The 23254-nt window shown below is 69.0% G+C and carries 24 protein-coding genes; 14 read left to right on the top strand and 10 right to left on the bottom strand.

Annotation, left to right across the window (positions count from 1 at the left end; translation table 11 throughout):
- The first annotated feature begins 6 nt into the window (after nucleotides 1–6).
- Together ACFSVL_RS39335 and ACFSVL_RS39330 are read left to right on the top strand one after the other, a co-directional pair.
- Nucleotides 7–501, top strand: coding sequence for a (2Fe-2S)-binding protein (locus tag ACFSVL_RS39335; protein WP_378312046.1), 495 nt, complete (start codon nucleotides 7–9; stop codon nucleotides 499–501).
- Complete coding sequence (locus ACFSVL_RS39330; RefSeq protein ID WP_378312044.1) at nucleotides 498–1043, top strand: carboxymuconolactone decarboxylase family protein; 546 nt, start codon at nucleotides 498–500, stop codon at nucleotides 1041–1043. Before ACFSVL_RS39335 ends, ACFSVL_RS39330 begins: the two co-directional genes overlap by 4 nt.
- Before the next feature lie 34 nt (nucleotides 1044–1077).
- Here the strand turns inward: ACFSVL_RS39330 and ACFSVL_RS39325 are convergent, their stop codons facing one another.
- From ACFSVL_RS39325 to ACFSVL_RS39305, 5 genes are all read right to left on the bottom strand, one after another.
- Complete coding sequence (locus ACFSVL_RS39325) at nucleotides 1078–1638, bottom strand: cupin domain-containing protein (RefSeq protein WP_378312042.1); 561 nt, start codon at nucleotides 1636–1638, stop codon at nucleotides 1078–1080.
- Between the two features lie 37 nt (nucleotides 1639–1675).
- Entirely contained in the window at nucleotides 1676–2584 is a 909-nt protein-coding gene (locus ACFSVL_RS39320) for a dioxygenase family protein (RefSeq protein ID WP_378312040.1), read from the bottom strand.
- Complete coding sequence (locus ACFSVL_RS39315; protein ID WP_378312038.1) at nucleotides 2581–3636, bottom strand: maleylacetate reductase; 1056 nt, start codon at nucleotides 3634–3636, stop codon at nucleotides 2581–2583. Before ACFSVL_RS39315 ends, ACFSVL_RS39320 begins: the two co-directional genes overlap by 4 nt.
- A gap of 143 nt (nucleotides 3637–3779) precedes the next feature.
- A complete protein-coding gene (locus ACFSVL_RS39310) occupies nucleotides 3780–4763 on the bottom strand; it encodes an AraC family transcriptional regulator (protein ID WP_378312036.1) in 984 nt (327 codons plus the stop codon).
- A gap of 5 nt (nucleotides 4764–4768) precedes the next feature.
- Entirely contained in the window at nucleotides 4769–5968 is a 1200-nt protein-coding gene (locus ACFSVL_RS39305; RefSeq protein WP_378312034.1) for an FAD-dependent monooxygenase, read from the bottom strand.
- Between the two features lie 147 nt (nucleotides 5969–6115).
- Between ACFSVL_RS39305 and ACFSVL_RS39300 the strand changes: the two genes are divergently transcribed.
- From ACFSVL_RS39300 to ACFSVL_RS39265, 8 genes are all read left to right on the top strand, one after another.
- A complete protein-coding gene (locus ACFSVL_RS39300; protein ID WP_378312032.1) occupies nucleotides 6116–6895 on the top strand; it encodes an IclR family transcriptional regulator in 780 nt (259 codons plus the stop codon).
- A gap of 115 nt (nucleotides 6896–7010) precedes the next feature.
- Entirely contained in the window at nucleotides 7011–8501 is a 1491-nt protein-coding gene (locus ACFSVL_RS39295) for an aldehyde dehydrogenase family protein (protein ID WP_378312030.1), read from the top strand.
- A gap of 42 nt (nucleotides 8502–8543) precedes the next feature.
- Nucleotides 8544–10190, top strand: a complete 1647-nt coding sequence (gene mdlC, locus ACFSVL_RS39290; RefSeq protein ID WP_378312028.1) for a benzoylformate decarboxylase — start codon at nucleotides 8544–8546, stop codon at nucleotides 10188–10190.
- A gap of 144 nt (nucleotides 10191–10334) precedes the next feature.
- The gene (locus tag ACFSVL_RS39285; RefSeq protein ID WP_378312026.1) at nucleotides 10335–11717 is read left to right on the top strand and encodes an MFS transporter; all 1383 of its coding nucleotides are present in this window, start codon (nucleotides 10335–10337) and stop codon (nucleotides 11715–11717) included.
- A gap of 97 nt (nucleotides 11718–11814) precedes the next feature.
- Entirely contained in the window at nucleotides 11815–12585 is a 771-nt protein-coding gene (locus ACFSVL_RS39280; RefSeq protein ID WP_378312024.1) for an SDR family NAD(P)-dependent oxidoreductase, read from the top strand.
- A 46-nt stretch (nucleotides 12586–12631) separates the two neighbouring features.
- On the top strand, nucleotides 12632–13258 hold the full coding sequence (locus ACFSVL_RS39275; protein WP_378312022.1) for an MBL fold metallo-hydrolase: 627 nt from the start codon (nucleotides 12632–12634) through the stop codon (nucleotides 13256–13258).
- 109 nt (nucleotides 13259–13367) lie between these two features.
- On the top strand, nucleotides 13368–14297 hold the full coding sequence (locus ACFSVL_RS39270) for a malate dehydrogenase (protein WP_378312020.1): 930 nt from the start codon (nucleotides 13368–13370) through the stop codon (nucleotides 14295–14297).
- A gap of 10 nt (nucleotides 14298–14307) precedes the next feature.
- Nucleotides 14308–14655 carry a hypothetical protein gene (locus ACFSVL_RS39265; protein ID WP_378312018.1) on the top strand — a complete coding sequence of 116 codons (348 nt, stop codon included), beginning with the start codon at nucleotides 14308–14310 and terminating at the stop codon, nucleotides 14653–14655.
- A 186-nt stretch (nucleotides 14656–14841) separates the two neighbouring features.
- Here the strand turns inward: ACFSVL_RS39265 and ACFSVL_RS39260 are convergent, their stop codons facing one another.
- The 3 genes from ACFSVL_RS39260 to ACFSVL_RS39250 all read right to left on the bottom strand — a co-directional run bounded on the left by ACFSVL_RS39260 (nucleotide 14842) and on the right by ACFSVL_RS39250 (nucleotide 16857).
- Nucleotides 14842–15243 (bottom strand): hypothetical protein, encoded by a 402-nt coding sequence (locus ACFSVL_RS39260; RefSeq protein ID WP_378312016.1) that lies wholly within the window; start codon nucleotides 15241–15243, stop codon nucleotides 14842–14844.
- Nucleotides 15244–15421: 178 nt separating this feature from the next.
- Complete coding sequence (locus ACFSVL_RS39255) at nucleotides 15422–16249, bottom strand: DUF1932 domain-containing protein (protein WP_378312014.1); 828 nt, start codon at nucleotides 16247–16249, stop codon at nucleotides 15422–15424.
- 44 nt (nucleotides 16250–16293) lie between these two features.
- Nucleotides 16294–16857, bottom strand: coding sequence for a PadR family transcriptional regulator (locus tag ACFSVL_RS39250; RefSeq protein WP_378312012.1), 564 nt, complete (start codon nucleotides 16855–16857; stop codon nucleotides 16294–16296).
- 68 nt (nucleotides 16858–16925) lie between these two features.
- Here ACFSVL_RS39250 and ACFSVL_RS39245 point away from each other — a divergent pair, with 68 nt between their 5' ends.
- The 3 genes from ACFSVL_RS39245 (at nucleotide 16926) to ACFSVL_RS39235 (ending at nucleotide 19469) form a co-directional block, all read left to right on the top strand.
- On the top strand, nucleotides 16926–17315 hold the full coding sequence (locus ACFSVL_RS39245; RefSeq protein ID WP_378312010.1) for a nuclear transport factor 2 family protein: 390 nt from the start codon (nucleotides 16926–16928) through the stop codon (nucleotides 17313–17315).
- Nucleotides 17316–17357: 42 nt separating this feature from the next.
- The gene (locus ACFSVL_RS39240) at nucleotides 17358–18179 is read left to right on the top strand and encodes a hydrolase (protein WP_378312008.1); all 822 of its coding nucleotides are present in this window, start codon (nucleotides 17358–17360) and stop codon (nucleotides 18177–18179) included.
- Nucleotides 18180–18347: 168 nt separating this feature from the next.
- Entirely contained in the window at nucleotides 18348–19469 is a 1122-nt protein-coding gene (locus tag ACFSVL_RS39235) for a S1 family peptidase (RefSeq protein WP_378312006.1), read from the top strand.
- A gap of 81 nt (nucleotides 19470–19550) precedes the next feature.
- Here ACFSVL_RS39235 and ACFSVL_RS39230 read toward each other — a convergent pair whose 3' ends face one another.
- The gene (locus ACFSVL_RS39230; RefSeq protein ID WP_378312004.1) at nucleotides 19551–19829 is read right to left on the bottom strand and encodes a hypothetical protein; all 279 of its coding nucleotides are present in this window, start codon (nucleotides 19827–19829) and stop codon (nucleotides 19551–19553) included.
- A 312-nt stretch (nucleotides 19830–20141) separates the two neighbouring features.
- Between ACFSVL_RS39230 and ACFSVL_RS39225 the strand changes: the two genes are divergently transcribed.
- Nucleotides 20142–21746 (top strand): MFS transporter, encoded by a 1605-nt coding sequence (locus ACFSVL_RS39225; RefSeq protein WP_378312002.1) that lies wholly within the window; start codon nucleotides 20142–20144, stop codon nucleotides 21744–21746.
- 30 nt (nucleotides 21747–21776) lie between these two features.
- On the opposite strand, the gene ACFSVL_RS39220 is transcribed toward ACFSVL_RS39225, so the two are convergent.
- Nucleotides 21777–23252 (bottom strand): carboxylesterase/lipase family protein, encoded by a 1476-nt coding sequence (locus ACFSVL_RS39220; protein ID WP_378312000.1) that lies wholly within the window; start codon nucleotides 23250–23252, stop codon nucleotides 21777–21779.
- Nucleotides 23253–23254: the final 2 nt, after the last annotated feature.

Genomic DNA, 23254 nt, shown 5'->3' with positions numbered 1-23254 from the left:
GACGGCATGGATGACGACCTGACGGTCCTTGAGCTGACCGTGAACGGGAAGCGCCGCACGGCGGCGGTGGACCGGCGTGATCTGCTGATCGAAGCACTCCGCATCCGTTTCGGCGTCACCGGACCGAAGATCGGCTGCCTCACCGGCGACTGCGGGGCCTGCACGGTCCGGCTGGGCGGCCGGATCACCAAGTCCTGCCTGCGGCTCGCCGTCGCCGAAGACGGCGCGGAGATCGAGACGCTGGAGTCGATGAGCACGGACGGTCTGAGCGGACTCCAGGAATCGTTCTGGGACGCCAACGCGTTCCAATGCGGCTACTGCCTTTCGGGCATGCTTTTTTCGGCAGAGGACCTGCTCGAACGCAATCCCGCTCCGGACGAGGACGAGATTCGCCAGGCCATCAGCGGGAACCTGTGCCGCTGCACCGGTTATGCCGCGATCGTGACAGCCATCAAGAACTACGCCGACCGGCGCTCTACCGCCGAGGAGAATGCGCAATGAACGACAACGCCGGACGGCTCCCGCTGATCGACCCGGACTCGGCCCCGGAGGAAGTGCGGGCCGCGTTCGCGAAGCTGCCTGACGTCAACCTGTTCCGGGCCATGGCGGGAGCCACGACGTTGTACCCGCCGTTCGTGGATTGCCTGGCCGGGCTCTTTCAGGACCTGGAGCTGGACGCCCGGACCGAACGGCTCGCGGTGCTGCTCGTCGGCAAACTGTCGGACTGCCGCTACGTCTGGCGGCAGAATATCGTGACCGCCAAAAGCGTCGGCATCTCCGACGCACAGATCGCCGCGATCGATCGCGGCGACCTCACCGCCTTCGGTCCCAAGCACCGGGCGGCGCTCGCCTTCACCGAGGACTGCGTGCGCAATGTCGAGGTGAGCGATGCGGTTTACGCCGCCGCTGCGCGAGAACTCTCCTCGCGCGCGATCGCCGAACTTCTGTACGTCGTCGGCGTTTACATGATGATCTGCCGGTTCGCCCGCTCGGGCCGGGTGCCGTTGGACGAAAAGCCCGGTCCCTCGCCGTACGCGTCGTGAGCGGCGAGGGACCGGGTTCTTTCGGCCGGTGCGGTCAGGATGGCGGGCCGTCCTCGGGGAGGGTTCCGCCGATCAGCACGAAGGCGATCAGGCACGGCTCGCCGGAGCGGTTGGACCACGCGTGGGACGTGCCTCGCTGCACCAGCACGTCGCCTTCCGCCATGCGCCTTTCCGCCGCGTCCAGCACCGCCCAGACCTCGCCGCGCAGGACGATCGCGTAGTCGATCGAGCGAGTGGTGTGCACGGCCAGCGGCCGGATTTCGTTGCCGTCCCGGTCGAAGCGCCATTCGGAGTCTGGCGGCAGTTCGAGCGTGCGGAACACGGTGCCGGTCGCCGTCGGGGCGATGGGGAGCTTCTCGTCGGTGTCCATCGGGTCCCGCGGCGGCCCGCTGTTGTCGGCGGGTGTCGTGTCCGTGCGCCAGAGATCCGTGACGACATAGCCCGGCACGCCGTGGCCGGTACGTGCCCATCGCCCCCGGTCCTCGAGCACCACGGTGGATTCGCCGTCCGGGCCGAGCCCGGTGACGATCCGCCGGACCCGGTGCGTGCCGGGCGCGGGTTCCACCTCGTTGACGAACGGGTCGTAGTCAGTCACTCGTGCTCCTTTGCCATCGTTTTCCGAAGTACGGGGGTCACGTGTCCGCCGGGGCCAGGACGATGTCGAACCGGACCTTCGACCAGTTCGCCCGGCCGAGGTCGCGGCCGTCGGGTGCCGCGGAGCCGGGCTCCTGCCGGCTGAAGTCCTTGACCAGCGACTGCTTGACCCCGAAGACGGAGTCCGAGCCGAGGTAGCGGTCTCCTCGGACGAAGATGTGCGTGACGAGGGTCCGGTGGCCCTCGTGGGCGACCAGGAAGTGCAGGTGGGACGCGCGCATCGGGGAGCGGCCCACGGCCGTCAGCATCCGGCCGACCGGTCCGTCGTCCGGGATCGGGTACGGGGTCGGGGTGACGCCCCAGAACCGGTAGCCGCCCTCGTCGTCGGTGTAGAGATGCGCCCGGGCGGCGGTGCGGTCGTCGTCGTACTGGACGTCGTAGAGACCGTCCGCGTCCGCCTCCCAGACCTCGATGCGCGCGTCGGCCAGTGGGTTGCCCTCGGTGTCGGTGACCGTTCCCTCGACCCAGCACGGTTCGCCGCTCGCCCCGAAGGAGAGGTCCCCGCCGAGTTCGATCTCCGGACTGTTCTCGACGAAGAACGGGCCGAACACTGTTGCTTCGGTCGCGTCGCCGCATGCTTCGTTGTTCATGGTGATGGTCTGCATCGAGGCGCCGAGGACGTCGGAGAGTAGTACGAACTCCTGCCGTTTGTCGTCGGTGAGGTGCCCGGCCGCGGTGAGGAATTCGATCGCGGCACCCCACTCGGCTTCGGTCAGCCGCACTTCGCGCAGGAAGGCGTGCAGGTGCCGGACGAGGGCTTGCATGAGCTGCTTGAGCCGTTCGTCGCCGCAGCCGTCGAAGGAACTCAGCACTCGCCGGATCAGCTCGGCCTCGCGTTCGGATTGCTCCGGCGAGACCGTCGCCGGGGTTTCCCGGTCGGTCGTCATGCGGGTTCACTTCCTTCCCATGCCGCGCGCAGCAGCGCGGCGAGGTTGTCGCCGGTGGCGGGGGTCGGATTGCTGTCGGGCACGGCTTCGAGGATTGCCTCGACCGCGGCGGGCAGGTCGGCTTCGGCGAGGCCGTAGTCCCGCAATGCCGCCGGTGCACTTAGCTGCGCGCGCAGGGCTTGCAGGCCAGCCAGCGCGGTATCGGCGCCGAATGCCGCTGCGAGCCGGCGGTCGGCGTCGGGTGCGTTCGGTGCGTTGAACGCCAGGACGTAAGGCAGCACGACAGCGTGGGTTTGCGCGTGGGGGAGGTCGTACATTCCGCCGAGGACGTGACAGATTTTGTGGTGCAGCCCCGAACCGGCCGAGGCGAATGCCGTCGCGGCCAGATAAGCGCCGTACAGGGCATGCTCGCGACCGTCCAATCCGGACGGATCCGCGGCCACCTCGGGAAGCCCGGCGTTGAGCGCCCGCACCCCTTCGGCCGCCAGCGCCGCGTTGATCGGATCGGAGTGAGGAGCCCAAAGGCTGTCCACGCAGTGCGCCAGCGCGTTCAGCCCGGACGCCACGCTCAGGTCCCCGGGCAGGGTGAGCGTCAGCGAAGGGTCGTAGACGATCGCGGCGGGCAGCACCCGCGGATCGCGTCCGGTGGTCTTCACGGCGTTCTCGGTCAGTCCCCAGACGTCCGTTGCCTCGGAGCCGGCGTACGTGGTGGGCACGGCGATGATCGGCAGTCCGGTCGTGAGGGCGATCGCTTTGGCCAGTCCGGTGGTCGAGCCGCCGCCGACCGAGACGATCGCGTCGGCCTGAAGTTCCGCCGCCGCGGCGCGGGCTCGTTCGGCCAGCTCGACGGGGACGTGCATGGCGACCTCGTGGTGCCGCAGCGCCACGGGAAGATCGGCCGTGATCTCGTCGGCGAGCGCCCGCTCGGCGTCGGCGGCGATCACCATGACCCGCCGGGCACCGAGCAGCTCCGCCTCCGCCCGCACTCCGGCCGCCGCGGCTCCCGAAGCGAACCGGACTCGTTGCGGCAGCGTGGTATGGATGAATCGCACTACATCACTCCGGACGGACTCGGTTTCTGATTGCGGCACGAGCCTGGCATCGACGGCCGTGTCGGCAGAAGGCTGCTGATCATTGAACGAACCGTTTTCCCGCCCTTGCTTGGCGAACTCGTCGGCCAACAAGTCCGCGCGGGTCAGGCCGTGCCGCGCAGAGTGTGCGACGGGTTAGTCCCGTAGCGCTTGCGGTACAGGGCCGCGAAGCGCGGCACGTGAGTGAATCCCCACCGCAGCGCCACTTCAGTCACTGTGACACTGCGAGGCTCGGCGGCGCGGAGTTCGTCGTGGGCGCGCGCCAGCCGCACCTGTTGCACGTACTCGTGCGGCGACATGCCCAATGCCGAACGGAAGTGCCGCTGTAACGAGCGCGGCGTCATTCGCACGGCGCGCGCCAGCCGCTCGACGCTCAGTCCTGCGGAGGGTTCGCCTTCGACGATTTCCATCACCCGCCGCACCGGGGGTTGCTGGCGCAGTCCGGTCGTGATCCGGTCCAGCTGCGGGGAATAGTTGTGGGGCTGTGCGAGCAGCAAGCCGGTCATCAGCAGGTTCGCCCACGGCACCGCGGCGGGGGAGAGCTCGGCGAGGCTTCCCGGATGATCGAGCTCTCGCAGCAGTGACCGGACGGTCCGCCACCACGATCCGGTGGCCGGCGCGGTCAGGTCCATGTCCGGCCGGAAGCGGAGGACGGCGGACGCGGAGCAGCCGAGCATGGCCTCCAGGTGCTCGGTGAGGGCTTGGCGCTCGACCCGGACGTGCAGCTGGCGGTAGTCGTCGCTCAGCCGCATGTCCACCCGCATCCGAGGGGAGATGACTGCCGCGCGAGCCTGGCCGACGACCACCTCGTCCCGTCCGAAGACGACCCGGTTGCGGCCGTGCAGGGCCAGATTGATGTCGTAGTAGTCCACCTGCTCGGTCAGCTGCACGCCGAGTTCGGTGCCGAGATTGCGGCAGTACACCAGCGAAACCGGCCCGAGCGAGGCCTTCGCCAGGTCCGTGCGCACCTCGGGCGTGCCCGGGGTGAGCGGGGTCAGCCGGTGCGGCGTGAGCAACTGCGACACCGAATGGCGGAACTCGTCGAGGTCCGGGGAACTCAACACCGCGAAGCGCTCCAGCACACCCATGCTCTTTACCTCTCAGCGAGCACCGCGTCGGGGTCGTATTCGTAGATCCAGCCGTTGGCGACCAGAGGGTCCTCCTGGGCGAACGCGGCGTCGCGGGCCCGCTGCTGCGGCCCGTCGGGAAGGTGGTTCACGTGGGAGCGGCCGTGGCTGACCGTCTGGAGCCGGGTGGTGCGGGGGATGCGGAGCCCTTCGTAACGCAGCAGCGCGGTCGCGGGATCGTCGATGTCCTCGGCCAGGCAACGGGCCAGGACCGCGGCGTCCTCCAGCGCTTGGGCGGCACCTTGGGCGAAGAACGGGAACATCGGATGCGCGGCGTCGCCGAGGAGCGTCGCGCTGCCTTCCGACCACCGGGCGAGCGGGGCGCGGTCGAGCAAGGCCCACCGCCCGGGGGTGCCCGCGGCCCGGATCAGGCCGGTCAGGCGGCGGTCCCAGCCGTCGAACTCGGCGAGGAACTCCTCGACCGTCGCGGTCGCGGTCCAGGACTCGACGGTGTCGCCGCCCGCGGGCGCGAAGGCGACCAGGTTGACGTACTTGCCCGCGGAGATCGGGTAGTGCACCAGATGATGGCCGGGCCCGATCCACAAAGTCTGCGCGGGCTGACGGGCGAAGTCGGGTGCGTCGCCGGCCGGAACCAGCGCCCGGAAGGCGCACAAGCCGGAGTCCGTCGCGGGCGAGGAGCCGATGATGGTGTTGCGAACGGTGGAGTGCACCCCGTCCGCGCCGACCACGACATCGGCCTCGGCCGAGCGGCCGTCGGCGAAGCGGATCCGCCAGGCGTCGCCGACGGCGTCGAGGCCGGTGCATTTGTGGCCGAGCTTGACGAGATGCCGCGGCACACATGACCGGATGGCCGCGAGGAGCGCGGCTCGGTGTGCGGTGTAGGTGTGCTCGCCGTAGAGACGCTCACAGGACGCCGCGAGATTCTCCTCGGAGAGCACCGTGCCGTCCGCCCAGCGCCGGAATTGCCAGCCGGTGTCGAGCCGGACCGCGTCCTCGCGCAGGCGGTCGAGGACGCCGAGCTTGCGCAGCTGGCGTCCGGCGTTGGGAGCGATCACGAGCCCGGCGCCCACCTCGGCGAGCCGCGCCGCCTGCTCGTACACGGTGGCCTGGATCCCTTGCTGCTGAAGGAAAGCCGCGGCGGCGAGCCCGCCGATGCCCCCGCCGAGGATCGCGATCCTCGGCCCTGCGATCGTGCGTGCTGTCATTCTTCGTCTCCTCCGGCGATCCGCGCGATCGATGCGTGGCCACGGTCTGTTTTCACCCCGCCCATGCTGCCCGGCTGGGCCGGCGTCGGGCCATGATGTTTCATTGAACGAACATTCGAGGGGTGCGAAGACAGCGAGGTGATCGGCGTGCCGCGGACCAGCGAACCCGGGCGGAGCGTGAGTTCCCGGCTTCTCGATCTGCTGTTCTCCTTCGGGCCGGGCGAGGTCGAGCTGAGCCTGGCCGACCTCGCCCGCAAGACCGGGCTGCCGCATCCGACCGCGCGCCGGCTCGTGCTGGAACTGACCAGTGCCGGCGCGCTCGAGAAACGTCCCAACGGCCGCTTCGCTGTCGGTCTTCGTCTGTGGCAGCTGGGGACGCTCGCGCCCCTGACCGAATCGCTGCGCACGATGGCCCAGCCTGTCATGGAAGACCTGTACACCGCCCTGCATCAGCACGTGCAGCTCGCCGTCCTGGAGGGCAACGAGGCGGTGATCATCGAGCGGCTGTCCGCGCGCCGCGCCCTCGGGCTGGTCTCGCAGGTCGGCGGACGGCTGCCGCTGCACTGCTCCGGAGTCGGCAAGGTGCTGCTCAGCCACGGAGGACCCGCCTTGACGAACAAGATCCTGGAGAGCGGGCTGCAGCGCTACACGCCGCGGACGATCACTGACCCCGGTGCGCTTCGGCGCGAACTGGCCGACTGCCGCCGCACCGGCAGCGCGCTGGTGGACGGCGAACTGACCAAAGGCGCCGACTCGATCGCGACGCGCATCATGAACCACGAAGGACGCGTGGTGGCCGCGCTCTCGGTCGTCGTGCGGTCCGGATCGGTTCAACGGCAGGCGGTTCTCCCGTCCGTCATCGCCAGCGGGCTCGGCATTTCCCGGATGCTCGGCTGGCGTCCGGGCATCAAGGCACGCAACGGCTGAGCGCGGCCGATGTTCGTTCAATGAACGAAGGCGTTGTTCCTCTCCCCGGCGGCTCCGGATACTCGCCGCAGTCTGGTGATGGCCACCAGAACACCGAAGCGTGGAGGAGAGGCCGATGTCGCCCATCGGAACCGGATCGGCCGAGGAGCCGCGAGTCGGGAAGTCCGACCTTTTCATCGCAGGCCGGTCCGTGCCGGCGCAGGACGGCCGCTACGTGCGGACTGTCGAGGCCGTCACCTCGGTGCCGATCGCAGACGTCGCGGCGGCTACCGTCGCCGACGCCAACCGCGCGGTCGACGCGGCCGCGGAAGCGCTGCCCGGCTGGGCCGGGCTCCCGCCCGCGCGCCGACGGACGGTGTTGCTGCGTGCCGCCGAACTGTTCGGCGAACGGGCCGCCGAACTGTCGGCGATCATGGGCAGGGAAATGGGCGCGACCCGGCCGTGGTGCCGATTCAACGTCCAGGTCGCGCAAGACCTCCTCGCCGAAGCCGCGGCGCAGGCCTATTCCGCGGTGGGCGAGGTCATCCCGTCCGATGTGCCGGGCCTGACGGCGATGGGGATCCGCCAGCCCGCCGGTGTCGTAGTGGGGATCGCGCCCTGGAACGCTCCGCTTGTCCTCGGAGTCCGGGCAGTGGCGATGCCGCTGGTTTACGGCAACACGGTCGTGCTCAAAGCGTCCGAGCAAACGCCGCTCACGCACGCTGCCATCGTGGAGATCCTCCACGACGCGGGGGCTCCGGCCGGAGCGGTCAACCTGATCGCCAACGCGTCCGAGGACGCGCCGTCGATCGTCGAGACACTGGTGGCCCATCCGGCGACCGCCCGGGTCAACTTCACCGGCTCGACCAAGGTCGGCCGGATCGTTGGCGAACTCGGCGGCCGGTACCTGACGCGCGTGGTGCTCGAACTGGGCGGCAAGGCGCCGGTCGTGGTCCTCGCCGACGCGGATCTCGAGGCTGCTGCGGCGGCTGCGAGTTTCGGGGCCTTCATGAACCAGGGCGAGATCTGCATGTCCACCGAGCGGGTGATCGTCGAACGCCCCGCGGCTGACGAACTGAGCGCGCTGCTGGCCGAACGGGCGGCGAAGCTCGTCGTCGGCCCGCCGGACGACGACGCCGCCCAGATCGGCCCGCTCGTGCACGTCGGTGCCCGAGACCACGTGATGGCGCTCATCGAGGACGCCGTGCGGCAGGGGGCCGAGGTGCTCGCCGGAGGCTCGGCGGACGGGCTGTACGTCCAGCCGACTGTCCTCCGGCACGTCACCCCGGCCATGCGGATCTACCACGAAGAAACCTTCGGCCCGGTCGTGTCGGTCATCGAAGCCGCCGACGCGGACGAGGCGGTCGCCACCGCCAACGACACCGAATACGGGCTTGCGGCGGCCGTTTTCAGCCGCGACGGCGGGCAGGCCCTCGCCGTGGCCCGCCGCATCCGGTCGGGCATCTGCCACATCAACGGCGCGACCGTCCACGACGAACCGCAGATGCCCTTCGGGGGCGTCGGCGCCAGCGGGTGGGGACGGTTCGGCTCCCGCGCCGCTCTCGAGGAGTTCACGGAGCTGCGCTGGATCACGCAGCAGTCGGGCGAGCGCCACTACCCGATCTGAGCCCGCGCCCCCCTTCGCCACCCGCTCGAGGAGACAACTCTGATGACCACCGCGGACCCCGATCTCGTCGTCGACGAAGCCGCTCCGGAGACGACCGTGCGGAAGGCAGTCTTCGAAGTACTGCGGCGCCACGGGATGACCACGATCTTCGCCAACCCCGGATCGACGGAAATCACGTTCCTCACCGGACTTCCGGACGACCTTGACTTCAAGCTCGCGCTGCACGAGGGCAGTGTCGTAGGCATGGCCACCGGCTGGGCGACCGCGACCGGCCGTCCCGCGTTCGTCAATCTCCACACGACGGCGGGGCTGGCCAATGCCGCGGGCGCGCTCGCCACCGCGCGGACCAACCGGGTGCCGCTGGTGGTCGTGGTCGGGCAGCAGGACCGCCGCCATCTCGCCCATGATCCCTTCCTCGCCGGCCGGTTGTCCGGACTCGTCGGCGACTATCCAGTGTGGACGGGCCATCCGGCACGCGCGGAGGACGTCCCTGGTGCGGTCGCCCGTGCGCACCATGAGGCCGTCACCGGCGAGGGCCCCGCTCTGGTCGTGGTGCCGATGGACGACTGGCTTCAACCCGCCGGGCAACTCCGCGCGGCGGCCCCTGCCGACATCCGGCGGGGACGGCCCACCCTCGGCGCTGCGATCGGCGAGCTTGCATCGGCCCTGGATAACGCCGAGGATCCGGTCGTTGTCGTCGGGTCCGCCGCGGACGGCGAGTCGAACTGGGCCGCCGTCACCGCGCTGGCCGAGCGCCTCGGCGCGCCGGTCTGGCAGGAACCGTTCGGTGCGCGCGCGGGCTTTCCGCAGGACCACCCCGCCTTCGCCGGGCACCTGCCCCCGGCACGGTCCGCGGTGCGGGCCGCCCTGGCGGGCCACGATGTGATCCTGGTGCTCGGCGCGCCGGTGTTCCGGCAGTACCCCTGGGAGCCAGGCGAACTGGTTCCTGCGACGAGCACCGTCCTTCAGGTGACGCCGTACGCGGACGACACCCATCACAGCATCGCCGACCGTGCCTTCATTGCCGATGTCTCGCCGACCTGCCAGGCCCTCCTCGGCCGGGTCCGCGCCCGAGCCGGGCATTCCGCCTCCGCACGTCCGCCGGCCAAGCCCCTGTCGCCCCCGCGAGCCGGAGAGCCGCTGCGGCCCGGTCACGTCTTCGACCTCCTTGCCCGCGGGCTGCCGCAGGACACGATCCTCGTCGAAGAGTCGCCCTCCAGCCGGCCCGAACTGCACCGTCGCGTCCCCGCCCGCGCCCCGCACGGTTTCCTGAGCGCGGCCGCGGGCGGCCTGGGATTCGGCCTGCCCGCGGCGATCGGGCTCAAGCTGGGCGCACCGCGTCGCCCGGTCGTCGCCGTGCTCGGAGACGGTTCCTCGCTCTACGGCATCCAGGGCCTGTGGAGCGCCGCCCACTACCGTGTCGGGGCACTGTTCGTGGTCCTGTCCAACGGCGGCTACGCCATCATGGACCGGCTCGCCGAACAGTCCGGGCAGGGCAAACCGCCGTGGCCGTCGTTCTCGGAGGTGAGCATCGCCGGGATCGCGGAGGGGCTCGGCTGTCTGGCCCAGCGCATCAGCGGCCACGACGAGCTGGCGGCGGCACTCGCCGATCACCTGCCGGTGCTCGCCGGCCGGACGAGCCCGCTGGTGCTCGACATCGAAGTGGCCGCGGACCCGGCCTACGGGTAGCGAAACCCTTGCGCTCCGGGCATTCATTCAACGAATCCCCGGCAGACGCGAAACGGCGGACTCCGTTGTCTTCGGCAGTCCGCGGAACAAGGCCGGAAACGGCGCGGAATTGTCATTTCTTCCTTCAGGAGAACGGAAACAGCCATGTCCGCTCGCAACGTCGCGACGGGTCGTGAGGGTACGCGGAGCACCCGATGGATCCTGCTGATCTGCTGCCTGACCGTGGTCTTCGACGGTTACGACCTGATCGTGTACGGAACCGTCGTTCCCGACCTGCTCGTATACCGGCCGTGGGCGCTGACTCCGGCCGATGCCGGCCGCATCGGAAGTCTCGCGCTTGTCGGGACGCTGGCCGGAGCGCTCATTGTCGGCACGCTCACCGACATCGTCGGCAGGCGCCGGGTCATGATCGGCTGCCTCGCCTGGTTCTCGATCGCCATGCCGCTGACCGCGCTGGCGCCCAACCCGGAGATCTTCACCCTGCTGCGCTTCGTCACCGGGCTGGGGCTGGGCGGAGTGGTCCCCACCGCGATCGCGCTGACCGCGGAGTATTCCCCCGCGCGGCGTCGCCAGCTCAACAATGCGCTGATGTTCTCCGGCTATTCGATCGGCGGCGTGCTAGCCGCGGTCCTCGCGCTGGTGCTGCTGCCCGTCGGCGGGTTTCGGATGATGTTCGTCGTGGGAGCCGCGCCACTGGTCATCGTCTTGCCGCTCGCGATCCGGATGCTTCCCGAGTCGATCACTTTTCTCACGGTGAAAGGCCGGCACGAACAGGCTGCGGCCTACGCTCGGCGGTTCGGCCTCACCGGGTACGACTCGCTTTCCGCGCCGGCGGCGGCATCCCGGCCGGGCACCGGTGCGAAGCGCGGGCTCATCGAGACGGGCAGGTCGATCGTGGGCGGTCATCGCCTGCCGATGACCCTGTTGCTCTGGGCCGTCTCCATCATCGGGCTGCTGCTGGTCTACGGGCTCAACACCTGGCTGCCGCAGTTCATGCGCGACGCGGGCTACTCGATGGGATCGGCCCTGACCTTCCTGCTGGTGTTCAACATCGGCGCGGTCGCGGGTGTCATCATCGCCGGTGCGCTCGCGGACCGCGTGGGCGAAAAACTCGTCATCGCCTGCTCGTTCTGCGTCGCCGCCGTCGCGGTCCTGCTCTTCATCACCAAGCCCGCGACCGCACCGCTGCTGCTGATCGGCGCGTTCGCCGGATTCGGCTCGAACACGCAGACTCTGGTCAACGCGTTCATCGGCGGGCTCTATCCCGTACAAGCACGCGCGACGGCGCTCGGGTGGGCGCTCGGTGTCGGCAGGATCGGCGCGATCGTCGGCCCGGCCTATGGCGGCTACATTCTCACTCAGGTCAACGCGGGCTCGCTCGCCAGCCAGTGGAGTTTCTACGCCTTCGCCATTCCGGCGGTGCTGGCAGCGATTCTCACCGCCCTCGTGCCACGAAACCGCTCGGCCGGCCCGCACGACACGGTGACCGCACACCTCCCCGTCGGGCACCCGTCCGGAAATCCCTGACCGGCAGCGGTATTTGTCTTGCCGTTGTCAACCGGGCGGCCGACTTGCCACCCGGGAATGCGTCAGGTCAATCACTATGAATCAGGAGAATTGCTGTATGACCGGAATCAAAATTGATTCGGATGTGGTCGTGCTGACCGGAGCCGGCGGTGGCATCGGCCGGGCCACCGCGGTGCGCCTGGGCGGGCAAGGCGTGCGCCTCGCCTTGACCGACGTGAACGAGCCGGCACTGCGCGAGACCGCGGATCTGGTCGCCAAGGCAGGCCTCGAGCCGATCACGGTGGCAGGCAACGGCTTGGACACGAGTGTGCCGGCGGCACTAGTGGCCAAGGCGACCGAGGCCTACGGCCGGATCGACGGCCTGGTCAACGCGACCGGCATCACCTTGCCCAAACCACTGCGGGACACCTCGCCCGAGGACTTCGACCGGGTCATGTCGGTCAACGTGAAAACCCACCTGATCATGATGCAGGCGGTCCTGCCGGTCATGGCCGACGCCCGGTACGGCTCGATCGTCAACATCTCGTCGGTGGGCGCCCGGGTCGCGCTGCCGAACCTGAGCGTGTATTGCGCGTCCAAGTCCGCGGTGGTCGGACTGAGCCGCGGCGTCGCCGCCGAGTACGCCCCCGACAACATCCGATGCAACGCGATCTGTCCCGGCGGGGTCGACACCGCGCTGGGACAAGCCGCCCTCGACCCGTTCGAGGACAAGCAACGCGGGCTGGAAATCCTCACCGGCCGCCAGTTGTTCAAGCGCTGGGCCGATCCGGACGAGATCGCCAGCCTCATCGAATACCTTCTCGCGCGCGATTCGACCTTCGTCACCGGTGCGGTGTTCGACGTCGACGGCGGTCACACCACCACCTGACCCGCACTCGTTCTCGGCTTCCTTCCCGACCATGCAGGAGAGGCACTTGCACCTCACTCACCTCGGGCACGCCTGTGTGCTCGTGGACACCGGTTCCGCCGCACTTCTCATCGACCCTGGCGTCATGTCCGACATCGACGGTGTCGACGGCATCGACGCGGTGCTGCTCACGCACAAGCATCCCGACCACGTGGACGCGGAAAAGGTCCGAAGCCTGCTGGCCGACAGTCCCCGGGCAGCGCTGGTAGCCCCCGCGGACCTCGGCGAGGCAGTGCCCGGCCTGCCAGCGCACCAGGTGGCCGAACCAGGCGAGACGCTGAAGTTCGGGGACACCGTGGTCGATGTCGTCGGTGGACGCCACGCGACCGTGCACGAAACGATTCCGGGCTGCGTCAACCTCGGCTATCTGATCGACGGCGGCGCGTTCTTCCACCCCGGGGACTCCTTCCACGAGCCCGCAGCGGCTGTCGGAGTGCTCGCGGTGGCGATCGACGGCCCGTGGCTCAAGATCGCCGAGTCCATCGACTACGTGCGGCGGGTCGCGCCTCGCGTGGCCATCCCGATCCACGAAGGAGAAACCCTCGACCCCGCCAAGTACGTCGGCATGATGAGCAACGCGGTCGGCGGCGGCGTCGTGCGCCGCCTGGATCGCGGATCGGCCACCCGGCTGTAGCAGTCGCCACCGAACCCGCGAATGCCGGTTCGGTGCGGACCCTGACTTCTCCCTTTCGCGAACCTGCAGTCAACTTTCGCCCGTGCGCGGCGAGCAAGGAGTACCGTCCATGAAGGTCGTCATCATCGGGGGTGCCGGAGGCATCGGTTCCTCGGTGGCATTCAACCTGCTGCTCGGCACGGCGACGCACGACATCGTCCTCGTCGACACCAGGCCCGCCATGCTCACGAGCCACACGATGGACCTCGAGAACGCGGTCGCGCTGGGCACGGCACCCAGCACGGTTCGGGGCGGCACACCCGACGACGCGCTCGACGCCGACATCGTCGTCCTGAGTGCCGCTGTCCCGCTCCGGCTGAACACCTCACGCTCCGTCTTCCTCACCGACAACGCGCGAATCGTCGGCGAAATACTGGCGCCGCTCGGAAAATCACGATTCACCGGGACCGTCCTCGTGCTGACCAACCCGGTCGATCCACTGCTGACCTGGGTGTACCGAAACGAATGGGTCGCCCGCGAACGACTTGTCGGCTATACCCTCAACGACAGCCTCCGGCTGCGCACCGGTATCGCGCAAGCGCTGCGCGTGCACCCGCTGACCGTCGACGCCTGGATGCTGGGCGAGCATGGCGAGGGCCAGGTCCCGTTGTACAGCCGGGTCACTGTTGACGGGGAGCCGGCGACCCTCGACGACGAGCAACGTGCCGCGGTGACGACGTATGTGAACACCTGGTACCAGCGGCACGTGGCACTCGACTCGGGACGTACGTCCACCTGGACCACGGGACGCGGGGCCGCACGCATGATCGATGCCATGGCGACCGAGTCCGGGACCGTTTTCCCGGCGTCCGTCGTGCCGGACGGCGAGTACGGAATCAGCGAAGTGAGCATCGGCCTGCCCGTGGTTCTGGGGCGCACGGGAATCGACCACATCGTCGAATGGGAACTGACTGCCGACGAGAAACGCGGAATGACGGACGCGGCAGCACGCGTGGATTCTGCCTGTGCGCAATTGGTATCCTCCACGGCTTCCCGGTAACGAGATCACTATGCCCGTCGGATGCCAGAACAGCGGTCCTGATCCGCCGAAAATGCCCTGGAATCAGGTCTATTTCGTCCAGGAGCGCGGCAACCGGATCGAGGTCGGGCTGGAAAGCGGCAGCATCCAGTGGGAGTTCGACCATGCCTGGCTGCTGTCCAAACTCTCCGCGCGCTATCGTTCGCGCGGCGGACAGAACGAAGAACAGTTGACCGCGGCACTCGAGCACAGTCGCGCAGGCCGCGACACCACAACCGAGACCCGGGGACAACGTATCGATCGTTCTTTCCTGATTTGCGCGCCGCTTCCCCTGGCGATCCCTCTCACGATCTGGCTGAAAGCAGCGAGCCTGGTCTGAAGCACTGTTCGTCGGGCCGAGTCTGATGACCAAGTGACGGTTCCGGGCGACCTGCCGCTCCTGGAACCTGACCGAGGACAGGGGGCGTAGTCAGGCGGCGCGGACCGGGTAGCTGGGGGAGTCAGATTCGGTGTTTTTCGTTGTGCCGTCGCCATCACGTGGCAGCGAATCTGCTGCGGGCGGCGTTCATGCTCTTGTGGTGCGCCAGGCCGCTCGGAGCGCTTCGAGTTCGTGCCGGGGGAAGGGACGGCCCCACTGGCTTTGGTAGCCGGCCTCGCTCAAGTCATAGACGACGGTGTCGAATGCTCGGAGCACGGCCTTGGCGAGCGTGGCCGTCGGCTGTTCGCTGTGCCAGATCAGCCTTCCCGCGTGCTGCGGTGTCGTTGAGTCGGCTGCGTGGACCAGCCGGATGGCGACGGTGTTCGCGTGACGGTGGAAGGACCAGCGGTAGACGTCGGGTTCGGCTTCGAACTCGGCCTGCGCGTTGGTCTCGTGCAGGGTGATCCTGGCTACTGCGAGCAGCAGTTGTTCGGGACCGTCGGTGACGTAGGAAGCGACCGCCTCGGCACTGGCGTGGTCGGCAATCACCGAGCAGAAGGCCCAACCGCGGTGTCTCAGTGTCCAGGTTAGTCGCACGTCCGGCATTGTGACCGGACATGATGTCCGTCGTCAGCTGATTATGTTCATCGATCCACGCCTGCCGACGCCGCAGCCGACCACGCCGACATACCTGATGGCGGATGACCTCGGCGCGCTCAAGTGGCCGCTATTCGCGATGCAGGTTGCGCAGCGTGGCCGGAAGGCCGAGGTCGAAATCGTCTTTGTCGTCCGCCCAGCGCGACATGACCTCGGCCGCGCCGGTGGCGAGGGCGTCCGGCAGGCCGAGCGCCCGTGCGGTTTCCGCGACCTCCAGCATTTCCGGCGCCCAGCGCCAAGCGCGCGCGGCTGCGGACGGCAGCCCGTCCAGATCCGCCAGTGCGTTGCTGCCGAGGGCGGTCGCCTCGTTGAGCAACTGCTCGCCGACGCCGTAGTCGTCGGCGATCGCGTGGCTGACCGCGGCCAAGGCGCGGGAGGTCTTCTGGAACGAGCCGTAGGCCATTTTCACCGCGCTCGCGGCACCGATCCGTTCGCCGAGCGGCACCGGTTCCGCACTGCTTCCGGCTAGCAGTCCCCGTACCAGTTCCACGGCGTCGTCCGGGCCGGAGAGGTAGACCCGCGCGGTCGAGTGCTCGTTCGGAGGCGGCCCGATGATCGATCCGTCCACTACTGTCGCGCGGAGCCGGGCGTCGATTTCGATAGTCCTTTGTGGACTGATCGCGTTCGCCTCGACGAAGATTCCGTCGTAGTCCCCGAGGTGCCCGGCGACCTCCTCGGCTGCGGCGGGAGGGCAGATCGAGAACACGACTGCGCTCCGCTCTAGGAGTTGGGGGATCGTCTCTACTGCGGTCAACCCGGTTTCCGCGGCTCGTCGCGCTGTGCCCGCTGATCGTCCGGCTGGGCACCACAGGGCCTGGTGCCCGCCCGCGATCAGCTGGGCCGCGATCGCCGAGCCCATCCGGCCCGGATGCAACAGTCCTACCGTCGAAGCCGCCACAGCACCGGGTATACGTCAATGAGGACGGTTCCGCCACCTCCGTGCTAGGCAGGCTTGGCAGCGCGCTGCCGGAGGATCCGTGCGGCGTGCTCGCCCCACCGCAGGTTTTCCTTCTCGAACGAGATGCCGCGCAGCAGGGTCAGATAGGGCCCGACCCGGTCGTTGTCGCGCAGGTAGTCGTTTTCCGTCCGGCCGTTGAGCATGCGCTCGCGCAGTCGTTCGAAGCGGGCGAGTTTGGCGCGGCTCCACTCCATGCGTTCCTCGACGGCGGCGATCACCGCTTCGGCGTCTCCCGCGTCGCTTCCCTGCACCTTGACCAGGAGGTCGTCCCGGATCGTGGTGGGCTGGACCGGGGTCGCGGTGAACTCGTGCAGGGCGTGCCGTCCGGCGGGGGTGAGGCGGAACATCCGCTTGTTGGGCCGGCGTTCCTGTTCGACGACGCGCGCCGCGATCACGCCCTCGGCCGAGAGACGTTCGAGTTCGCGGTAGAGCTGCTGCGGGGTCGTCTGCCAGAAGTTGGCGACCGACGCGTCGAACGACTTGGCCAGGTCGTAGCCGGAAAACTCGCCCTCCAGCAGGGCCGCGAGGATCGCGAACTTCAAGGACACCTGGACACCGTAGCATCGCTGCGATTAATGTCATCCGCACCTAATCAACAAAGTTACTAGGAGGCGGCATGCACCCGTTCCGAAAGGCCATCGAGAACAACGACCACGCGGCCGTTGAAGCCCTGCTCGCCGACGACGTGACGTTCACCAGCCCGGTCGCGTACCGGCCGTACCCCGGCAAGCCGATCACCTCGGCGATCCTGCGCGCGGTGAGCGAGGTCTTCGCCGACCTCCGCTACGTCCGGGAGATCTCCAGCCCGGACGGGCACGACCACGCCCTGATCTTCACCGCGAAAGTCGGCGACAAGGAGATCAACGGCTGCGATTTCCTGCACACCAACGAAAACGGGCTGATCGACGACTTCGCGGTCATGGTGCGCCCGCTTTCCGCGGCGACGGCGCTGAGCGAAGCGATGGCCGCCCGGTTCGAGCAGATCAAACAGGAGGCCGGCGCGTGACGGGTTGACCTCTACCTTGGTCGAGGTTCGAGAATCGCGATCATGACATTGTGGATCTGCGACCGATGTGGCATCGAGCAACCCGGTTCCCCCGAGCCCCCGCATTGCGTGATGGACCGGGGCGAGATCGGCATCGAGGAGCGCGGGGACCTTGGCCCGCACTCCGGGAGCTGGCGGACTCACGAACAGCTTGCCGCCGAACCGCATACGGTGCGGCAGCGGGACCATGGGCGCGGGCTGCACAGCCTGCGGCGCGAACCGGTGGTGGGGATCGGGCAGTGGTCGTTCGTCGTGCGGACCGAGCGGGGGAACGTCCTGTGGGATCCGCCGACTTCCATCGAGCCGGACACGCTCGCCGCGGTTCGGGCGCTTGGTGAGGTCGCGGTGGTGGCGACCAGTCATCCGCACATGTTCGCCGCCCAGGTCAGCTGGAGTCACGCGTTCGGGCGGGTTCCGGTGCTGGTGAACGCCGCGGGCCGGGAGTGGCTGGGCCGCACCGATCCCGTGCTCGAGTTCTGGACGGGGCACGCTGAGCCGTTGCCGGGGGTCGAGCTGATCGAGGTCGGCGGGCACATGCTGGGCAGTTCGGTGCTGCGCACTCCGGACGGCACGCTCCTGTCCGGCGACACGATCAGCGGCGGCCTGGCACCGAACTGGGTGTCGTTCCAGCGCAGTTTCCCGAAGCACATCCCGCTGTCCGCCGCGGTGGTCCGGCGGATCGTGGACCGGTTGGACGGCTGGTCCTACGACCGGCTGTACACGCTCGGCGGGGACACCGTCGACGCGGACGCCAGGGCTGTCGTGCACCGTTCCGCCGAGGCGCACATCCGTTGGGTCAGCGGCGAATTCGACCATCTGACCTGACCTGCGGGCGCGGGCAGTTGCCCGGAAGTGCAGTCCGGCGTGGACGAACGGAGCAGCCGGGGCGACAGATTTCGGACAAAATGCGGGTCGCCGCTGGACCGGCTTCGACCAGTCTCCGCACACTCAGCCGGCAGTGGGTTTCTTTCCCCCGGCCTTGGAGGAGTTCCGATGCGTCGAAGAATCGCCCTCAGCCTCACCGGTGCGGCCGCGCTGGCCCTGAGCCTCGCCGCCGTTGCCGCCCCCGCCGCCCAGGCGTCGCCTGGGCTGATCGCGGCTATGCAACGGGACCTGGGTCTCAGCGCGGGACAAGCGCAGACCCGGCTCCGGCAAGAACTGTCCGCGTCCCAGCAGATGCCCGCCGCTCAGCAGGCCGCCGGTGCGGCGTTCGGCGGAGCCTGGTTCGATCCGGCGCGCGGCAAGCTGGTCGTCGGCGTGACCGACCCGGCGGTGGCTGACGCGGTGCACCGCACCGGTGCGGATACCGTCCCGGCGCGCGTCACTGCTGCGTCGCTCGACGCGGCGAAGACGGCCCTCGACACCGCCGCGAAGGCGAAACGCGCCCCGGCCTCGGTCAGCGGGTGGCATGCCGACCCGCGCACCGGCAGTCTGGTCGTCACCCTCCAGCCCGGCGCGCACGGCGCGGACGTCGACGCATTCCTCGCCCGGGCCCGCGAAACCGGACCGGTGACCCTCGCGACCGGCCCCCGGCCGCAGACGTTCTCGGCCGGCACTGTCGGCGGAGATCCCTACTACATCAACGGAAACACCCGCTGCTCCATCGGTTTCTCCGTGCACGGCGGGTTTGTCAGCGCCGGACACTGCGGAAGCAAGGGCAGCTCCGTCGTCGGCTGGGACAACTCGGCGATGGGCACGTTCGCCGGATCTTCCTTTCCCGGCAACGACTATTCGTACATCACCATCGGCAACGGCTGGTGGACCGCTCCCGTCGTGCTCGGCTGGGGCACGGTCAGCGACGTGATCGTCCGCGGCTCGGCGGTCGCGCCCGCCGGGTCCTCGATCTGCCGCTCCGGTTCGACCTCGCACTGGCACTGCGGCACTGTTCTCGGCCTGAACGAGACCATCAATTACGCCCAGGGCGCGGTTTACGAGGCGACGCACACCAACGCCTGCGCCGAACCCGGCGACTCCGGCGGTTCGTTCATCACCGGCGACCAAGCGCAGGGGGTCACCTCGGGCGGGTTCGGCAACTGCAGTTCCGGCGGCGAAATCTGGTTCCAGCCAGTCAACGAGATCCTGCAGACCTACGGTCTGTCCCTCGTCACCGGCTGATCGCGAAGTCCGTGAGGGGAACCCTGGGGGACTCTGATTCCCTCAGGGTTCCCTTCACGGACCTCTTTCCCGAGACCGGGCTCAGGAGTTTTCGGCGGACACGACCACCGGGATGCGCCGCAGCCGCTCGAGGAGCAGGCCGGTTTCCCCGGCGGTCAGCAGAAGCGTGCAGCTCACCCGGCTTTCCACGACGCCTTCGCGGACGTCGACGTCGAGATTGCGGACCGGGTAGCGCCTGCCGTGCAGCAGGGTCATCACCCGCAGCGCGCCGGCCAGTCCGCCGGTGACGTGGGCGGTGACGGCGCGATAGACGGGGAACTCGGGCGACGGCACGGCGACGCTCATGGTTGATCGAGACAAGACGGATCTCCTGCACCAGTGTTGTGGGGGAAAGATCCGGACCAGGTTCCGAAGGCGCACGGAAGACTGCGCGCCGGCGACCTGGTCTAGCCGACGCGCCAGCGAATGATGATCGCGCGCATGGGCAAGAGCATACCTGCGGCCGCCCGGTTGTCCAGTCCGCGGGGGAACGACCCGGCACCGGTCCCTTGTGGACGGTGCGGGCCGGCGGCCCCGGCGCATCCTCTCCGGCAAACGACGGGTGGCTTGTTAGCTTAGTAGGATGCTAGCATCCTAGCCGACGGCGGCGCAGAGGTCCGGGAAGGAATGCGAATGAACCGTTGGCGCGGCAATCCCTGGGCGGTCCTGGTGACGCTCAGCCTGGGATTTTTCCTGACCCTGCTGGATTTGACGGCGGTCAACGTCGCGATCCCCAGCATGATCGAAAGCATGGGCGCCTCGCTCGACGAGGTCCTGTGGGTGATCAACGTCTACATCCTCGTCCTCGCCGCGCTGCTGATCGCGTTCGGCAGGCTGGGGGACGTGTTCGGGCCGCGCGCCATGTTCGTCGCGGGCACCGCGGTGTTCACGGCGGCGTCCGTGCTCTGTGCCTTGTCGCAGGATCCGGCTCAGCTCATTGCCGCCCGGGCGGTGCAGGGGCTGGGGGCCGCCGCGCTGGCGCCCCAGACGATGACGATCATCATCGGCACGTTTCCGCCGGAGCGGCGCGGTACGGCGCTCGGCGTGTGGGGAGCGGTGGCCGGGGTGGCCACGATCGCGGGGCCGACCCTGGGCGGGCTGCTGGTCAGTTCGGCCGGGTGGCGGTGGATCTTCGTCGTCAACGTCCCGATCGGCCTGCTCGTGTTCGTGCTGGCCGTGCTGCTGGTGCCGGATCTGCGGCACGGCGCCCGTCGCCGGGTGGACGTTCTCGGGGTGGTGTTCGCCGCGGCGGGGCTGGCGAGCCTGACGTTCGCGCTCACCGAGGGGCAGCGGTACGAGTGGAACGCGACGATCTGGTGCCTGCTCGGCGCTGGCGTCCTGCTGCTGGCGGTCTTTCTTGTGCAGCAAGGAAAACGGCAGCGGAACGATCCGTTGCTGCCGTTCGCGCTGTTTCGCGAACGCGGGTACGCGGTGATGAGTTTCGTGTCCGCGACCGTCCAAGTGGGAATGATCGGGTTGTTCCTGCCGGTGATGATCTACCTGCAATCGGTGCTGCGCTTCAGCGCGGTCGAGGCCGGGCTGGTGATGGCACCCGCGATGGTGGTGTCGGCGGTGGTGTCCCCGTTCGCGGGCAGACTGGCCGATCGGCTCGGCGGCAAGTACCTCCTGATGGCCAGCCTGGCTTTGTTCGCGGGCGGAATGGCGTGGCTGGCGGTCGTGGCCGAGGTCGAGCGCGCGTGGTGGGAGTTCCAGCCCGCGCTGCTCGTCGTCGGGGTGGGCATCGGCGGTGTGTTCGGCCCGATGGTCACGGTCGCGATGTACCGCGTCGAGCCCGCGATGGCCGGCGCCGCTTCCGGCGTGCTGAACACGATCCGGCAGATCGGCACGGTCATCGGCAGCGCGGCAGTCGGTGCGGTGCTGCAGAACCAGCTCGCGACCTCGCTTCGAGAGGAGGCGGCCGCGCGAGCCGGTGAGCTTCCGGAGACCGTCCGCGACCGGTTCGTGTCAGGGTTCGAAAGCGTGGCCCGGAGCGGGACGGCCATCGACGCCGGACAGTCGGGTGCCGCGATCCCGCTGCCGCCCGGCACACCGGCCGAGGTGGTTCACGACGTTCAGCAGGCCGCGGCCTCGGTGTTCGGGCACGGAGTGGTCGACGCGATGGGGCCGACCCTGGCACTGCCTATTGCGGTGATCGCGGTCGGCGCCGTCTCGTGCCTGCTGGTCCGGCGGCGCGAGGGTGATCGCGCGCAGGAACCAGCCGGTACGGCCCGAGGCTGAGCGTCCTGGTGTGGCCGGAAATGGCCCGGGCTAGCCGCGGACGCCGGTCCAGAGAGCCCGCTCCGGTCCGTCCGCGGTGGTCGTTGTGGTCCACTCCGTGTCGATCCGTTGCACGACAGGGTTTTCAGGCGTGTACCGGGGCCAGCCAGGATCGCCGTCGCGCGCGAAAGCGACCCAGCTCGCGTGCATCCGTTCCGCGAGTTCGCGCACTGAGTCGTCGTCGGGAATGCCGAGCGCTCCATAGTCGACCCGACCGACATTGCCGAACACGAACGGCAGTTCGAGGCCGTGACAGGCACCGAGCCTGCCTTCGAACGCGGGGGAGCGCCAGGCGAACTCGTATCGCCAAGTGCCGCCGGGTTGCGGGGCGTGTGCGTCGGCGAGGCGTGCGGTCGGAACGGCGAACATGTAGTCGGTGCCGATCGCGGCCAGCACCTCGCCCGGGGTGGTTCCCCGGCCCGCCGCGCGGTAGTGCTCGATCAGCGCGGCGGGGTCGGGGTGCAGGGTGCTGGCCGCCGCCTGAAGCGCCGATTCGGTCGTTTCCGGTGCGGACAGCGCGACGAGGTAGAGGTTCATCTCGTCGCTGTTGGAGCCCACGAGCACGTCGATGTCGGCTGCGGCACCCGCGCGCACTGCGGCAACGGGCTGCTCGGTGAGCAGGTCGCCGTCGATCACCGGGCCGAACGCGGACAGCCCCATCAACGGATCGCGCACGCCGTCTACGGCCAGGTTCAACGGCGTCGCACGCAGCTGGGTCGCTGCTTTGGCCAGCGCCTCGTCCGGGATCTGCGCGAATGCGTCGGTCCCGAACTGGTTGGCGAACGCCGCGGTCACCACCTCGGCCTGCGCGGTGGTTAGTGCGTGCGCGGCACCGCCGCTCTGGCTGATCGCGCGACGGAACAGCCCGGCCGGGGCGGCGGCAAGCAGCGCACCCACGCTGAGCCCGCCCGCGGACTCGCCGAAGATCGTGACGGCGTCGGGATTGCCGCCGAACGCCGCGATGTGCTCGCGAACCCATTCCAGCGCGGCGATCTGGTCGCGAAGTCCCCGGTTGTCCGGTACGCCGGGCAGGTGCAGGAAGCCCGGCACGCCGATCCGGTAGTTGATCGTCACGAGCACCACGCCGCTCTTGGCGAACACGGTGCCGTCATATCCGGGTGCGCTGCCGGAGCCGCTGGTGAAGGCGCCGCCGTGCACGAAAACCATGACCGGCAGGCAGTCGGCGTCTTGCGGGGTCCAGATGTTGAGGCTGAGGTAGTCGTCGCCGGGTGTCCAGCCGGTGCCGACGATCGCGGTCAGGTCGGGCATGCCTGTCGTGCTTGCCTGGGGCGCGGTCGGGCCGAAGTTCCGTGCGTCGAACTCGCCGGTCCATTCCGCGGGTCGGGGTGGCTCAAACCGGTGTGCTCCGGTTGGTGCGGCGGCGTAGGGGATGCCGCGGAAGGCGCGCACGCCGTCCGCGGAGGTGCCCCGGATCGATCGCTGTCCGATGTGGACGGTTGGCTCCATCG

Source organism: Amycolatopsis silviterrae (genome assembly GCF_042684085.1).
Taxonomy (GTDB): Bacteria; Actinomycetota; Actinomycetes; order Mycobacteriales; family Pseudonocardiaceae; genus Amycolatopsis; species Amycolatopsis silviterrae.
The sequence above is the reverse complement of the archived record's forward strand: the minus strand, read 5'-3'. Positions and strand labels throughout refer to the sequence as shown.

Coding starts and splice junctions, on each gene's coding strand:
- ACFSVL_RS39335 (WP_378312046.1), top strand. CDS start 7: ATGGATGACGACCTGACGGTCCTTGAGCTGACCGTGAACGGGAAGCGC.
- ACFSVL_RS39330 (WP_378312044.1), top strand. CDS start 498: ATGAACGACAACGCCGGACGGCTCCCGCTGATCGACCCGGACTCGGCC.
- ACFSVL_RS39320 (WP_378312040.1), bottom strand. CDS start 2,584: ATGACGACCGACCGGGAAACCCCGGCGACGGTCTCGCCGGAGCAATCC.
- ACFSVL_RS39310 (WP_378312036.1), bottom strand. CDS start 4,763: ATGGGTGTGCTGGAGCGCTTCGCGGTGTTGAGTTCCCCGGACCTCGAC.
- ACFSVL_RS39305 (WP_378312034.1), bottom strand. CDS start 5,968: ATGACAGCACGCACGATCGCAGGGCCGAGGATCGCGATCCTCGGCGGG.
- ACFSVL_RS39295 (WP_378312030.1), top strand. CDS start 7,011: ATGTCGCCCATCGGAACCGGATCGGCCGAGGAGCCGCGAGTCGGGAAG.
- mdlC (WP_378312028.1), top strand. CDS start 8,544: ATGACCACCGCGGACCCCGATCTCGTCGTCGACGAAGCCGCTCCGGAG.
- ACFSVL_RS39285 (WP_378312026.1), top strand. CDS start 10,335: ATGTCCGCTCGCAACGTCGCGACGGGTCGTGAGGGTACGCGGAGCACC.
- ACFSVL_RS39280 (WP_378312024.1), top strand. CDS start 11,815: ATGACCGGAATCAAAATTGATTCGGATGTGGTCGTGCTGACCGGAGCC.
- ACFSVL_RS39270 (WP_378312020.1), top strand. CDS start 13,368: ATGAAGGTCGTCATCATCGGGGGTGCCGGAGGCATCGGTTCCTCGGTG.
- ACFSVL_RS39265 (WP_378312018.1), top strand. CDS start 14,308: ATGCCCGTCGGATGCCAGAACAGCGGTCCTGATCCGCCGAAAATGCCC.
- ACFSVL_RS39245 (WP_378312010.1), top strand. CDS start 16,926: ATGCACCCGTTCCGAAAGGCCATCGAGAACAACGACCACGCGGCCGTT.
- ACFSVL_RS39240 (WP_378312008.1), top strand. CDS start 17,358: ATGACATTGTGGATCTGCGACCGATGTGGCATCGAGCAACCCGGTTCC.
- ACFSVL_RS39235 (WP_378312006.1), top strand. CDS start 18,348: ATGCGTCGAAGAATCGCCCTCAGCCTCACCGGTGCGGCCGCGCTGGCC.
- ACFSVL_RS39225 (WP_378312002.1), top strand. CDS start 20,142: ATGAACCGTTGGCGCGGCAATCCCTGGGCGGTCCTGGTGACGCTCAGC.
- ACFSVL_RS39220 (WP_378312000.1), bottom strand. CDS start 23,252: ATGGAGCCAACCGTCCACATCGGACAGCGATCGATCCGGGGCACCTCC.